This window comes from Salinisphaera sp. LB1 (assembly GCF_003177035.1).
In the GTDB taxonomy this organism is placed as follows: Bacteria; Pseudomonadota; Gammaproteobacteria; order Nevskiales; family Salinisphaeraceae; genus Salinisphaera.
Map to the genome: position 1 here is coordinate 3,332,181 of NZ_CP029488.1, position 13,201 is coordinate 3,345,381.

Annotated in this window: 12 protein-coding genes and 1 pseudogene; 5 read left to right on the forward strand and 8 right to left on the reverse strand. The window is 60.1% G+C overall.

Annotation, left to right across the window (positions count from 1 at the left end; genetic code table 11):
• The first annotated feature begins 156 nt into the window (after nt 1-156).
• Entirely contained in the window at nt 157-978 is an 822-nt protein-coding gene (locus SALB1_RS14925) for an enoyl-CoA hydratase (RefSeq protein ID WP_109994562.1), read from the forward strand.
• Nucleotides 979-998: 20 nt separating this feature from the next.
• On the forward strand, nt 999-2,642 hold the full coding sequence (locus SALB1_RS14930; protein WP_179950739.1) for an acyl-CoA synthetase: 1,644 nt from the start codon (nt 999-1,001) through the stop codon (nt 2,640-2,642).
• A 141-nt stretch (nt 2,643-2,783) separates the two neighbouring features.
• Here the strand turns inward: SALB1_RS14930 and SALB1_RS14935 are convergent, their stop codons facing one another.
• Together SALB1_RS14935 and SALB1_RS14940 are read right to left on the reverse strand one after the other, a co-directional pair.
• A complete protein-coding gene (locus SALB1_RS14935; protein WP_109994564.1) occupies nt 2,784-4,058 on the reverse strand; it encodes a D-alanyl-D-alanine carboxypeptidase family protein in 1,275 nt (424 codons plus the stop codon).
• Between the two features lie 209 nt (nt 4,059-4,267).
• Nucleotides 4,268-5,230 (reverse strand): hypothetical protein, encoded by a 963-nt coding sequence (locus SALB1_RS14940; RefSeq protein ID WP_109994565.1) that lies wholly within the window; start codon nt 5,228-5,230, stop codon nt 4,268-4,270.
• Nucleotides 5,231-5,476: 246 nt separating this feature from the next.
• On the opposite strand from SALB1_RS14940, the gene SALB1_RS14945 reads away from it, so the two are divergent.
• Nucleotides 5,477-5,956: an Lrp/AsnC family transcriptional regulator gene (locus tag SALB1_RS14945; RefSeq protein ID WP_109994566.1), complete on the forward strand. Its 480-nt coding sequence runs from the start codon at nt 5,477-5,479 to the stop codon at nt 5,954-5,956.
• 173 nt (nt 5,957-6,129) lie between these two features.
• Here the strand turns inward: SALB1_RS14945 and SALB1_RS20000 are convergent, their stop codons facing one another.
• Nucleotides 6,130-6,324 carry a type II toxin-antitoxin system RelE/ParE family toxin gene (locus tag SALB1_RS20000; RefSeq protein ID WP_109994567.1) on the reverse strand — a complete coding sequence of 65 codons (195 nt, stop codon included), beginning with the start codon at nt 6,322-6,324 and terminating at the stop codon, nt 6,130-6,132.
• Between the two features lie 113 nt (nt 6,325-6,437).
• Nucleotides 6,438-7,199 (reverse strand): amino acid ABC transporter ATP-binding protein, encoded by a 762-nt coding sequence (locus SALB1_RS14955; protein WP_109994568.1) that lies wholly within the window; start codon nt 7,197-7,199, stop codon nt 6,438-6,440.
• Nucleotides 7,200-7,501: 302 nt separating this feature from the next.
• Between SALB1_RS14955 and SALB1_RS14960 the strand changes: the two genes are divergently transcribed.
• Nucleotides 7,502-8,131, forward strand: a complete 630-nt coding sequence (locus SALB1_RS14960) for an amino acid ABC transporter permease (protein ID WP_109995479.1) — start codon at nt 7,502-7,504, stop codon at nt 8,129-8,131.
• Nucleotides 8,132-8,202: 71 nt separating this feature from the next.
• Here SALB1_RS14960 and SALB1_RS14965 read toward each other — a convergent pair whose 3' ends face one another.
• The gene (locus SALB1_RS14965; protein ID WP_109994569.1) at nt 8,203-8,994 is read right to left on the reverse strand and encodes a transporter substrate-binding domain-containing protein; all 792 of its coding nucleotides are present in this window, start codon (nt 8,992-8,994) and stop codon (nt 8,203-8,205) included.
• A gap of 384 nt (nt 8,995-9,378) precedes the next feature.
• The gene (locus tag SALB1_RS14970) at nt 9,379-10,161 is read right to left on the reverse strand and encodes an OmpW family protein (RefSeq protein WP_109994570.1); all 783 of its coding nucleotides are present in this window, start codon (nt 10,159-10,161) and stop codon (nt 9,379-9,381) included.
• Nucleotides 10,162-10,609: 448 nt separating this feature from the next.
• Between SALB1_RS14970 and SALB1_RS14975 the strand changes: the two are divergent.
• Nucleotides 10,610-11,502 (forward strand): annotated as a pseudogene (locus tag SALB1_RS14975) (transposase).
• 418 nt (nt 11,503-11,920) lie between these two features.
• Here the strand turns inward: SALB1_RS14975 and SALB1_RS14980 are convergent.
• Both SALB1_RS14980 and SALB1_RS14985 read right to left on the reverse strand, forming a co-directional pair.
• Nucleotides 11,921-12,331 (reverse strand): YidH family protein, encoded by a 411-nt coding sequence (locus SALB1_RS14980; protein ID WP_222843038.1) that lies wholly within the window; start codon nt 12,329-12,331, stop codon nt 11,921-11,923.
• A gap of 284 nt (nt 12,332-12,615) precedes the next feature.
• The gene (locus SALB1_RS14985; RefSeq protein ID WP_158590762.1) at nt 12,616-13,056 is read right to left on the reverse strand and encodes a universal stress protein; all 441 of its coding nucleotides are present in this window, start codon (nt 13,054-13,056) and stop codon (nt 12,616-12,618) included.
• Between the last annotated feature and the right edge of the window lie 145 nt (nt 13,057-13,201).

Below are 13,201 nucleotides of genomic sequence, written 5' to 3' on the forward strand. Positions count from 1 at the left end.
GAGCGCAGTGATGGCTCTGTGCCCGGGAGTTGGTAGGCTGGACTGTGTGGACGATGCCAACCCGAGTGGGGCCAGTGCGACGAGCCTGGAGTCGGGACGGTTCGGTTTTGCAGGGTTTGATTTCGGCAGTTAACGGCCCGATTTGGAGATTCAGCCATGCAGCGAGAACAACGCGCCGAGCAACACGACGACATACTCCTGGAAGCGTGTGACGACCGGGGGATTCTCCGGCTGACATTGAACGATGTCGCTCGCCGCAACGCGCTTTCCGAGGCCATGCTCGCCCGCCTGCGGGAGACGCTGGACCGGGCGGCGGCGCGCGAGTCGGTCCGCGTGATCGTGCTGGCGGCCCATGGCTCGGCCTTTTGTGCCGGGCACGACCTCAGGGAGATCACGGCCGCGCGGCAGGCACCGGATCGGGGCCGCGCCTACTTCGGTCAACTGATGGCCCGTTGCTCCGGTGTGATGCAGGCGATCGTAAACAACCCCAAGCCGGTCATCGCCGAGGTCACGGGTGTGGCCACCGCCGCCGGTTGTCAGTTGGTTGCCAGTTGTGATCTCGCGTACGCCGGCCCGCAGGCGCGTTTCGCCACCCCCGGTGTTCATATCGGCCTGTTCTGCTCCACGCCGATGGTTGCGCTGTCGAGAAATGTGGCGAACAAGCACGCGATGGAGATGCTGCTGACCGGCGATCTGATAACAGCCGAAAGGGCAGCCGAGATCGGACTGGTCAATCGAGTCGTCCCGGCGGACGAGCTGACGTCTCATGTGGACGGCGTGGCGCGTCAAGTGGCCGCGAAATCGGGCCTGACCCTCGCGACCGGCAAGAAGGCTTTCTATCGGCAGCGCGAGATGCCGCTGGCACAAGCATACGAATACGCCGCGGGTGTGATGGTCGAGAACATGCTCGCGCACGACGCCGAGGAGGGGATCAACGCCTTTCTGGACAAGCGCGCCCCGCAGTGGTCCAACCGTTAGCGCCTCGCCTCAGGAGCGATATCGTGACCCATCCGTTCAATGTCGATCTCGATCGGAACCCGGCCAATTTCCAGCCGCTGACACCGCTGACCTTCCTTGAGCGCGCGGCGAGCGTGATGCCCGATCGCCTTGCCATCATTCATGGCGAATTGCGCTACACCTACCGCGAGTTTTATAGCCGCGCCCGACAGCTCGCCTCCGCATTGTCCGGAAAGGGCGTGGGCCGGGGCGATGCCGTTTCCGTGCTACTGCCGAACGTGCCCGCGATGCTCGAAGCCCACCACGGCGTGCCGATGTGCGGCGCCGTTTTGCATGCGATCAACACACGTCTGGATGCCAAAACACTGGCTTTCCAGCTCGAGCATGCGGGTTCACGCGCCCTGATTGTCGACGGCGAGCTGTTGCCCCTGGCCCGGTCGGCGCTCGATCTTACGGTGGCGGTAACGCCGATGCTCATCGTCTACGACGATCCCGAGGCGCCCGGCGCGACAGAGAATACGTCTAACGGGCTCGACTACGAGTCGTTTCTTGCCACGGGCGACGCGGACTACGAATGGCTCATGCCCGAAGACGAGTGGGACGCGATTTCGATCAGTTATACGTCCGGAACCACAGGCGATCCCAAGGGAGTGGTCTACCATCACCGCGGTGCCTATCTGCTCGCCCAGGGCAACGCCCTGATCTCCAACATGCCGCGGTATCCGGTGTATTTGTGGACGCTGCCCATGTTCCACTGCAATGGATGGTGCTTCCCGTGGACGATGTCGGTGGTCTTCGGCACGCACGTATGCCTGCGCCAGGTCCGCGCGGAACCCATATGGCGGGCGATCGCCGAACACGGGGTCACGCATATGTGCGGTGCGCCGGCCGTGATGTCCCTGTTGGTCGCATCGGCGCCGGAGCGGGCGCGCCCGGGCGACCGGACGGTGGAGTTCTTCACCGCCGCGGCGCCGCCGCCGGAGAAAGTGCTGGCCGAAATGGAGAGCGCTGGTTTCAACGTGACGCAGCTCTACGGTCTGACCGAAACCTATGGCCCGGCTGTGGTCAACGAGTGGAAGCCGGATTGGGATGCGCTCGATCCAAAGACGCGAGCCGCGCGAAAGGCCCGTCAGGGCGTGCGCTACCCGCCACTCGAAGGACTCGAGGTGATGGACCCGGAGACCATGGAAATCGTCCCGCGGGACGGCCAAACCGTCGGCGAAGTCATGTTTCGCGGCAACGCGGTCATGAAGGGCTACTTCCGTAATCCCGAGGCCAATCGAAAGGCGTTTTCCGGCGGCTGGTTCCACTCGGGCGATCTTGGTGTCGTGCACCCGGATGGCTATATCCAGCTCAAGGATCGGTCCAAGGACATCATCATCTCCGGCGGCGAAAACATCTCGTCAATCGAGATCGAGGAAGCCCTGTACAAGCATCCGGCGGTCGCGGTGGCCGCCGTCGTGGCAATGCATCACGACAAGTGGGGCGAGACGCCCTGCGCGTTCATTGAATTCGCCGCGGGGCAAACAGCCACCAGTGAGGAACTGGAACAACACTGTCGAAATACATTGGCCTCGTACAAGATCCCGCGCCGCTTCATTTTCGAAGACGTGCCCCGAACCGCCACCGGCAAGATCCAGAAACACGAATTGCGCAAGCGCCTGACCGGCGACCCCGAGACATAAACCGCGCCACGGGCGTTGCTGCCGCGGCGGACATCGGCGCCAGCCGGTAAACATCCGGTGCTACGACGGAAGTTCGGCCGGGCATTACAAACGCATGCGCGCCGCGCGGCCGGCTTCCCGGGGCTCGCGGGCACGCGCGTGCTACCAAAAGCTATAGCGCTTATCCCCCGCCAACGCGACGAGCGGGGCCCGGGCTACAACGCGCGGCCCCAGTTTCACGACCAGGTGCCCGATCGATTGCCCTTGCTTGACGGGCGCCGTGATCGAACCGGGCAACTTCACGCTCGCCTTCAACTGGGCGTATTGCCCGCGCGGTACCGTCACGTAAAGCGTCTTTCGCAGCCCCAGCGCGACCTTGTCCTGATCGCCGTGTTTGACGGGCGCCTTGAATACGGACTGTCCCGCCGCGTACATCTTGTGCGTGGCGTAATTGTGGAAGCCATAGTCCAGCAGCGAGCCGGTCACCTGTGCCAGGTTGATGTAGTTCGCCGCACTCGATGCCTTGGGCTTGTCTGCGCCCATCACCACACCGATCAGCCGCATGCCATGGCGCTTCGCCGAAGCCGCGAGGTTATAGCCCACCGCGCTCACATAGCCCGGCTTCAACCCATCGACACTCGGATCGCGCCACAACAGCTTGTTGTAGTTATTCTGATGAATGTTGTTCCAGGTGAATGATTTCACGGCAAAAAAGCGCGCGTACTCTTTGGGGAACCGGCGAATGATCGCCCGCGACAACTTGGCCAGATCGAGCGCCGAGCTATGCAGGCCGGGGCGGGGCAGGCCGTTGGGATCGGTGTAATGCGTGTCGTGCAGGCCGAGCTGGCGGGCGTCGCGATTCATCCGCGCCACGAATGCCTGCTCGCTACCGCTGACACCTTCCGCCAGCGTCATTGCCGCATCGTTGCCCGAGGGCACCAGCATGCCTTTCAGCAGATTGTCGACGCTCACGTGCGAGCCGACCTTGAGGAACATCCGCGAGCCGCCTTCATGCCAGGCCTTCTTGCTCACGCGGAACTTCGTGTCGAGCGTGATCCGCCCACGCTTGAGTGCCCGGAACACCACGAACGCGGTCATCAGCTTCGTCGTGCTCGCGGGTGCCAGCTCCTTATCCTTATTCTTCGCCGCCAGTATCCGGCCCGTTCGATAGTCCATCAGCACATAAGACTTGGCGCCCAGCGGCGCCATATGCGGCACGATCAGCGGCGGCGCGGACGGCGTGTCGGCCGCCTGCGCTGCCCCGGTGGCGACAAAGACAAGGAACAGGCACGAACAGAGAACTGACTTCCGCATGAGGCGATATGACCTAAAAATGAAGGGGTTGAGGGGGGTGTGGATATTCGTCGGAGCCGGGGATTCTACATTCAGCTCATGGGATGCGTACCCGAAAACGTGTTCGTCGTGAGTCAGAGGCATGGCGAACCGTTGAGATTCGATCTCCCCGGGCCGGCGTATCAGATGACGGGCGGGTAGGGCGCTAACCCTGGTGAGGTGACATGACGCAGGGGATTTTATCGGCGTCGGTGTTGTTGCACGTTACGCAGGACGGCCATCGAATCGGGTAATTCGACACTTGCCCTTCAGCTGCGGTTGGCGTTGACCAGCCCGTCCGAGCATTTTCGAGGTCAGCTAACGGCATGTTCCATCCTTGCCAACCATGTAAACACGTGCCCGACACGCAGAACGATCACGAGCGCGAAGGTCAACAACAGCCGGACGAGTAGAAGTATCAGCAGCGATCCGCCCATTAGCGCGATGACCAACGTGTCTTCAATAAGGCTGTGGGAAAGGCTGAGAAAGGATAAAACAGAGGTGCGGTCGTATGCGCTCACATGGGCGCTTTTTGCTTCCTGAACCATCAGACCGGCACCGTAGCTCAGTCCAAGTGTCAGCCCGACAATCGTCATGTCAGATGCTTCAGAATGGCATCCGATAACGCGAAAAAAGGGGGTGAGCAGAAGAGCAATGGCGCGATCGAAACCCGTTCGACGGATCAGATCAAGGACCAGCGTCATCACCGCGATGACCACGTAGATCGTTGCCAGCGTCTTGAGTTGGGACTGTGTCCAGGCCGAGAGCGACTGGGCTTGTGCGCTATACAGCGCGGAAAATTCGGCCGTGACAGGCGTCTGCCACAGGCCTGACGTGGACAGGGCAAGCATGGTCAGGTAGCCGGATAACAGGGCGGCGCCCCCCCTCAGCGTCATCGAATACCACACGGGCAGACCGCTCATTCTGGCGACCGCACATTCCACCGGTAAGGCATGCGCGAATAACATCATCAACCCGAGTACGGAGACCTGGGCCGTCGTCCACGCATCCGGCGTAGCGATTTGGAGGAACACCACCACGCCAGCGAACAAGTTGGTGACCAGCGCGGTTGCCCAGACCACAGCGGCCTCGCCCGGCAAGCCGATAACGCCGAGTATCGGCGCCAACAGATCCGCGAACTCCTGCACCAGGCCCAGCTCTGAAGCGATCTTGACAACGAGCATCGCCGGCACGACAACCCGAACGAGGAGCCAATAAGTCCCGCCCGTGCGGGCGACGAAATTACGGATGTAGAGCCAGAAGGATCGGTCATTCATGGTCGTTGCGGGCTGGGTAGGAAATCCGACGCACCGGCTGTGTCCGTGTTCTCGCAGAGCGCGGCGTCGCGCCGATGATCAAATGGGCATGAAAGGAGGCAGCATCCCTGGCATTAATCCGAAACGAGTGGTTCGCCGCCACAGCTTCATAATGACGTGCGCCGATGAGGCCAGGTTGCGTAATCATCGGATCTGGCGACCGATTTTTTTGTTTCGACGACTGTTTACGATGTAATTTTGCAACCTATGGATGATAAGGACCGCCACTTGCTCGATCTGCTCCAGCAGGATGCCCGGCAGCCGCTGGACCGCCTCGCCGACGCCGTATCGCTGTCTGTGCCTGCAGTGCAGCGCCGTATCAAAAAGCTTCGTGACACGCGGGTTATCAAACGCGAGGTGGCCGAAGTCGATGCCGAAGCGCTCAATGTGTCTATGACGTTCATTATTTTCGTCGAGCTTGAGCGGGATCAGGGCGACCAGATTGATGCCTTTCGCCGCAAAGCCATGGCCGACGATCTTGTCCAGCAATGCTATTACGTGACCGGCGAGGGCGATTTTGTGTTGATCTCGGTAGCGCGCGATATGAACGACTTCGAAGCCATGACCCGGCGACTGTTTTTAAACGACCCCAATATCCGTGGCTTTCGGACGTCGATTGCCATGGGTAAAAGCTTTCGGAGCCTCGCGGTACCGGCCCGTTACCTGATCGGAGAGAACTGCGATTAGCAAAGCTGACATCACGCGGAAAAGGATGCGTGGTGAGCGAGTTACCGTATGCCGGGTGGGCCGAACAAAGAGGCGGCTGAGCCGGGCCGGGAAACCGTGGTCTGTCGTTGTTTTCACGTTAATCCCCGGCGACAAGCGCACGCTCGCCGAGCTCGATCAAGCGAACGCGAGAGCTATTCGGTAACGACAATCGCAGCATAAGCCATGGCGCCGTGTCGGACGTGCAACACGGCCATTCTTCCCGCCTCCGCACGATAAAAGATCAAGCAGTCGCCATGGATGCATCGGCGTATCGTGCAACGCTCACAGCACGGCACGATAGGGAAGGCGGACGGCGTCTCCGCGAGGCGATGACATGTCGCATGCAACTGCCATACGGAGCTGACAGCAGTGTGGGAATGGCCAGTCTTGCTGCGTCAACGCGCGCGATGCGTGCCGGACCGTGAACCTGCGGACAAGGCATGGCCGCACGCGGCGCAAATCAATGGTGCAGCACGCGGGCGAGGAACGACTGAGTGCGTTCGCTCTGCGGATCTGAAAAGAGCTGCTCGGGGGTACCTTCCTCCACGATGGCGCCGTGGTCCATATAAATCACCCGTTCGGAGACCTCACGTGCGAATCCCATTTCGTGGGTAACCACGATCATGGTCATGCCGCTCTTGGCCAGTTCGCGCATCACATCGAGCACTTCGCCGACCATTTCCGGGTCCAGCGCCGACGTGGGTTCGTCGAATAGCATGACGTTGGGATGCATTGCCAGGGAACGCGCGATCGCCAGTCGCTGCTGCTGCCCGCCGGAGAGCTGGCCGGGATATTTTCCCGCCTGATCCTGAATACCCACGCGCTCAAGTAACTCCATGGCTTCCTGGCGCGCCTCCTGCTGCCCGCGGCCGCGCACCTTGATCGGCGCCAGGGTGATGTTGTCGATGCAGCTCATGTGCGGGAACAGATTGAACTGCTGAAACACCATGCCCGCATCGCGCCGCACCGTGCGGATCGATTGCTGGCCACCCGACCCCATCTTGCGGTCGGGCAGGAGTTCGATGCCATCGACCACGATGCGGCCGGCCTCGAAAGCCTCGAGCGCATTCACGCAGCGAATCAATGTCGATTTGCCCGAACCGCTGGCACCGATGACCACGACCACTTCGCCCTTGCTGACCGTCATGTTGACGTCGCGGAGCACATGTAGATCGCCGAAATGCTTGTGGACGTTCTCGATCTGGACGATGGGCTCGGCCATGAAGTATTCCCGGAAGTTGATATAGGTTTCGATCGTCGCGCACCGGTATGCCGTGCTCGGCCCGAATCATCGCTGGTGCGCTTCCCCTTGACTCATCCTATCTTTTTTTGCCTCGCAGGGTGTGGCATTACCGCCACCGGGCGTGGCGGTCGATGTATGCAATACTGAAAAAGGGATCGTCTAACGCGATCAATTCAGATCAAATAGCGCGACGTTGAACGCCGCCGCTGCGCAGCTATGCGCCAACCAGGGAGATCGTTTTCGTGAGTTTTCCGATCAGTATCAGCGATATCGAATCGGCGATGCCGCTCCTGCTGCAGGGGCTGCAGCTGACGCTCGAAATCACGGTCTTCGGTCTGATTATCGGGTTTGTCATCGGCCTGTTCGTCGGCCTGAGCACACTCAGCCCGACGCGCTGGCTACGCTGGCCGGGTACGGCCTACATGGAGTTTTTCCGCGGTACACCGATACTCGTGCAGGCGTTGTTCATATTCTATGGTCTGCCCGATGTCATCGGCCATCCGATTCCGGCATTCGCGGCCGGCGTGGCGGCGATCGCGCTCAATTCCGGGGCCTATATCTGCGAAATCGTTCGCGGCGGGGTGAAATCGATCGAGAAGAGTCAGCGCGAGGCCGGTCTGGCTGTCGGCTTGTCCAACGCCCAGACCTTTCGCTACATCATCTGGCCGCAGGCGCTGCGTCGCATCGTGCCGCCACTGGGCAACCAGGGCATCATCAGCCTGAAAGATACATCGGTTTTTTCGGTGATCGGCGTCGGTGAACTTGTCCGTCAGGGGCAGGTCTATATCGCCGCGACTTTCAATGCCTTCGAGATCTACTTCGTCGTGGCGATCATGTACCTGATCATCACGCTCACGTTTTCCTTCTTCCTGCGTAAGCTGGAGAAGCGACAGAACCGAGGATATGCCTGAAACGGAGTAGGGCAGCATAAAAAAGGCCGCGCTTTTGCGCGGCCTTTTTTCATTACCCGCTCGAGACCGGTTTATTTGGTCAAGTCGGCCGGCGGGGCCTTGTCGAACCATTTCTTGTATATCTTGGTGAACGTGCCGTCTTTCTTTATCTGCGTCAGCGCCTTGTTCACCGGCTGTACCCACTTGCTGTTCTGGGGGAAGGCGATGCCGTACTGCTGTCCGGCATAGGTCGGGCCGACCGCCTTGACCTTGCCGTGGCCCTTGGTCTTGATGAAGTACAGCACATTGGGCACATCGTAAAATGCCGCGTCTACGTTGCCGCTGATCAACGCCATATACATCTGCGAGGTACCCGGATACGGCACCACCTTGCCGATGCCCGGGACCTTGTGCGTCAAGTAGTTGTAACTGGTACTGCCGATCTTGGTGGATACCGACTTGCCCTTCAGGTCCTTGATCGTCTTGATGGTGTTGTTGTCGGCGCGCACCATCAACTTCAAGCCCGAGTCGTAATAGGGATTGGAGAAGTCGACCTTCTGCGCCCGCTCCTTGGTGATGGTGATGCCCGCGATGGCCATGTCCACGCTCTTGGCCTGCAGCGCCGGGATAATGCCGTTGAAATCCATCGTCCGCAGACGAACCTTGAAGCCGGCGCGTTTCGCGATCGCATGGATCATGTCGATATCGTAGCCGACGTGCTTGCGGGTCTTGATATCCAGCGACTCGAAGGGCACGAAGCTCGGGTCGGTGGCGACCGTCAGCGTAGGTTCTGCCGCCAGGGCCGAAGGCGCCGCACACAACACTGTGGCAGCGGTCATCGCCGCAGCGAAGGCGCCGCGCAGACATCTTTTGATGGGCGTCATTATGAAAAATCCTCAGTTGTGGTTTTTGTATGTCCCAAAGCCCGCCGACGCGGGCAACCCCCTATGAACAATGACCATCGGTCAAAGCCCGTGTCAACTGACTACCCGGACCCGGGACAGGGACTTTAAAGCCCAGAAGGGGAATTCGGCTCGGCAAGGATAATAGGGACGCGTAAGCAACGGGTCCCGCCACGTTTTTAAGCTTACCGAAAGCGGGTACGCCATCTTGGCCGGCGGATATTGACAAGCCGGCCGAAGCGCGTCGGCATATCGCGCAACACAGCGCTTCGAGCACCATACGCGTCGGTAATCCGCCCGTTTTAAAGCGCGCTATTTCTTGGGGGGATTGCCTTATCCCTGCACGAGATCAAGTGTGAACAGATCCTAGAAGCGCCAACCGATGCCCATCGTATACAGCGCCGCCTTCCAGTGGTTGGTCGAACTGATTGTCTCCCCCAACCCTGGAATCGACAGCTTCGACTTAACGTCTGCAAAGCCCACGTAGCGGAAGTCGAGGTTGAGATACAGACGGCTCCAGAGATTGACATCCGCGCCCACCTGGCCGATGAAGGCCACCGGTTCGCTGAGCTTGAGTTTGGCTCCGAGGGCCTTGTAAGTCGGATCTGTGATCGTCGTGTCGTAGGTGTTCAAGTAGGTGGCGCCGACGCCGATATAGGGACGGATGCGCGTATCGACCCACGGTCGGAAGACCACCGTAAAATCGGGCGGAAAGGAGCGGAACGTGCCGATTTTCTGGGAGCTGCTATTGGCGGACTGCTTGGCTTCGAAGTTGAAGTTGAACGGCGGCGTCAGCTGGAACTGCAGCGCGAGGTGATGGCCGGTTCGTGGCAGATACAGCCCGTAGGTAATCTCGGCTGTCGTGGTATTGCTCTGGGAAGATTCTGAACCGGGCAGGGTCAGGCCGCCAGGGTTGATCGTAAGATTGCTGCTGTTGCCGATATACTGTACGTGCAGCCAACCGGCCGAGACGAAGCTGTTGTGGGCAATGTAATGCATGGCTGCGCCGAGCGGGTTGCGGGGGGCCGTGTCGCTATGCACCGCTGACGTTGCTGCCATCCCTTGAGTTGCAAGAACTGAGCTGCCGACAAGAAAGCTCGAAACAAGCGCGTACTTTATTCGCGTTATATTTTTGTTTCTTTTTTTCATGAATTTACTCCCTTGATAAGTTTATAGGGCACGGCGCAGGCCAGACACGTTAATGCCCCATGGCATGGCAATCGATTGCACCTTTTTATTACTTTCCAATTTTCGACCGATCGCGCTAAGTTATCGGCGTCCGGCTCCGTGAGTTTGAGTATAAACAAACCTTGTCTCGAGTCTTCTATAGACTTTCGACTTAATGGTGTGTAATCAAAATTATCATATTGTGGCAAAGCGGTGCGGGGTGGTCAGGCCCATGAACAGGCTGGTTTGCGGTAGGGCGCGATTCGCCGCGATGGCAATTTATCGCGAGCGGCAGCTTTCTGCAGGAACGCGTACGTTCGAAATAGCGGCGAAAATAGGGCGAGAATCACGACTTAGGGCGCCACTGAAAAAACCGGCATGTCTCGGGACAATAGTCAGCAGCACTGGAGAGTGAATAGGAACCGAACCGATGCGAAGTCCGGACGCCGAACAGCCGTCGCTGTTTTCGTATTTACAGACGAAGGGTTTCGTGCCCGCTGCTCATCCCCTGCGCCGGATCCGATTGTCGGTCGATTGGGCACGGGACTCGATGGACGCCACGCTGACGGCCAGCTATTCACATACGGGTGGAGACCGGGCATTGCCCCGGAACGCCTGATCCGGGCGTTGTGGCTCCAGGTGCTGTACTCGATCGGCTGCGAGCGCCAGCTCGTCGAGCGGCTGCGCTACAACATGCTCTTTCGCTGGTTCGTCCCCCTGTCGCTGGATCATGCGGTCTGAGACGCCACGACGTTCACCAAGAACCGCCAGCGGTTCATCGATGGCGCGGTGACCAGTGGGCTGTTGGGCGCGGTGGTCGAACAAGCCCGCCGGCGCCGGCTGTTGTCCGAACAGCACTTCTGTGTGGACGGCACGTTGATCGACGTCCTGACCGATAATCGGCACGCCTTGGTGGTCGATGCCGAGACCACGCACGCCAGCGGCAGCGCCGTAGTCGGCGCGGCACTGGCGATGCAGGGTATCGAAGGCCGGGCCGCCGCCGACTGGCGGTGGGCGCCGACAAGCACTACGATCAATGACGCTTCGTGGACGGCGCGCGCCGGGCCCGCGTCATGCCGCACCTAGCCCGGAAAACAAAACAACGGCCGCCGCTCGGCGATCGACGCCCGTACAACACGCCACGTCGGCTACGCGAAGTCGATCAATGCCCGCCATGGCGTCGAGACGCCATTCGGCTGGGGGAAATACGCCCGACCGCTGAAGCAGACGATGCTGCGTGGGCTGGATCGAGTCGCCGCTCAAGCCAAGCGGGTGTTTGCCAGTTACACCCTGATACGGATAGCCGCATTGGAGGGCGCATGAGCGCGTTCCGTAGTCGAACTGCGTCTGAAAGCCGGGATTTGCAGCCTGCAAGCCCGAAAATCGGACAGAAATTGACCACAAACCGAGTTCGAACGTACGACAGACGAGTCTCGCACCATAATTTGGCTGCTAATTCGGAAGCGGCGTAACACACAATGGGTTTGTCGATCATGTACAAGGTTCAGCCGAATTCCTGACGACGTGAGTGCCCTCACGCCTGGAACAGCCGTGCCCTGATCTTCCTTCTTATTTAGGCTAATTCGCGTGCATTTGCGGACAAAATGCGCTCTTATTCCGCTACGTGAGCGTCGTGCATAATCAAGACCGGCTTGGCGGCGTGACGCCAAATCCGCTCCGCGCGGCTTTGAGCGGTGGCGGGTGACCGTGAGAGCCAAGTGCACATAAGGCGTGGACTCGGTCATTCGGTGTAGGTGAACATGACAGCGAGCAGGGCGAGGCCGAACACCGAGACTGCGAGCGCAAAGAACGTGGCCAGATAAGGGCCGTGTCGCGCCGGTAGCTTGTAGGCCCGCTCGTAGGCCCAGGCGTAGCGCACAAAGCGGATGCCTGTAACTACCGACATCAGCACGCCGAAGCTCACCAGGGCCAAGCCGCACCAGCTGGATAGGTCGTTCGAATGGACCAACGCACCGGATGGCTTGCCCGGCAGCCGCGAGATCAGCAGGCTGAATCGATCGATTGCCATGCCAAAGACCATCAGCGCGAGTGCCGTGCGGATCCAGTTGGACAGGGTGCGCTCGGTGTTTTGATAGCAGCGTTCCGCGGACATCTCTGTACGCTGCGCCGACATCGCGACCAGCTGATGCATGAGTCTGATCTGTTCGGGCTGTTGTGGCTGCTCAGGTGGTTCGCGCTGTTCTTCTGCCATGATCTGAATGTTGTAAATGTAGTGATCTCTCCGCTTGGCTAACGAGTGTACATTGGCGCGACTTGATGGTCAGGTCTCGATCATGCGTGTGCAGTGGCGGGATTCATACCCGAAGTCCGCTGCACAAAACGAGACCTGGCCCTGAGGGAGGTGAGCCGGGCGTGCAGCCCCGCGTGAACCACCGCCCGCCTCCGTGGACGCGACGAATACAGCGGCGTTTCATGTCATCGGTGCAATTCCGGGTCGCGTATCACGAGTACCGGGCAATGCGCATGCCCCACCACGGCTCCGGACACACTGCCCAAAAAGATATCGGCAAGCCCGGGATCGTGTGCGGCCATTACAACCATGTCGGGGTGTGTTCTGTTGATCTCGTCGATCAAATAGCGCGGCATACGCCCGATGAGAACGCTCGTGGCGGAGTTGAGATCGGCCGGGATGTGCTCGGCCGCCACCTCGTCCAGCCGGTCCTGAGCGGACTGACGCGATTCCTCGGTGGCCTCTACCGCCACATACGGATACATGCCCGCATTAATGTCCGGCAGCACGGTCACCAGGTGCACGGAGGCGTCGCGCGCTCTGGCCCACTGCACAGCATAGGGCAGGGCCAATTCAATGGAATCGGGCTGGGAAAGATCGAGCGGCACAAGTATTTCGCGTGACATGGCAGTCTCCGTTGCGGCACCACGGTGCAAAGACGAAAGGCGATTACGCCTCCGTGCCTTCAGCATGGCGCCCCGTCGGCGTCAACGCTTTGACGCAGGTCAATCCGCAAGCCGATCGGCGGTCGCCATGTGCTCGGCGCCGAGC

Bases quoted from the DNA above. Each gene is read 5' to 3' on its own strand.
- SALB1_RS14925 (WP_109994562.1), top strand. From the start codon at position 157: ATGCAGCGAGAACAACGCGCCGAGCAACACGACGACATACTCCTGGAA.
- SALB1_RS14935 (WP_109994564.1), bottom strand. From the start codon at position 4,058: ATGCCTCTGACTCACGACGAACACGTTTTCGGGTACGCATCCCATGAG.
- SALB1_RS14940 (WP_109994565.1), bottom strand. From the start codon at position 5,230: ATGAATGACCGATCCTTCTGGCTCTACATCCGTAATTTCGTCGCCCGC.
- SALB1_RS14945 (WP_109994566.1), top strand. From the start codon at position 5,477: ATGGATGATAAGGACCGCCACTTGCTCGATCTGCTCCAGCAGGATGCC.
- SALB1_RS14955 (WP_109994568.1), bottom strand. From the start codon at position 7,199: ATGGCCGAGCCCATCGTCCAGATCGAGAACGTCCACAAGCATTTCGGC.
- SALB1_RS14960 (WP_109995479.1), top strand. From the start codon at position 7,502: ATGCCGCTCCTGCTGCAGGGGCTGCAGCTGACGCTCGAAATCACGGTC.
- SALB1_RS14965 (WP_109994569.1), bottom strand. From the start codon at position 8,994: ATGACGCCCATCAAAAGATGTCTGCGCGGCGCCTTCGCTGCGGCGATG.
- SALB1_RS14970 (WP_109994570.1), bottom strand. From the start codon at position 10,161: ATGAAAAAAAGAAACAAAAATATAACGCGAATAAAGTACGCGCTTGTT.
- SALB1_RS14980 (WP_222843038.1), bottom strand. From the start codon at position 12,331: ATGCATCAGCTGGTCGCGATGTCGGCGCAGCGTACAGAGATGTCCGCG.
- SALB1_RS14985 (WP_158590762.1), bottom strand. From the start codon at position 13,056: ATGTCACGCGAAATACTTGTGCCGCTCGATCTTTCCCAGCCCGATTCC.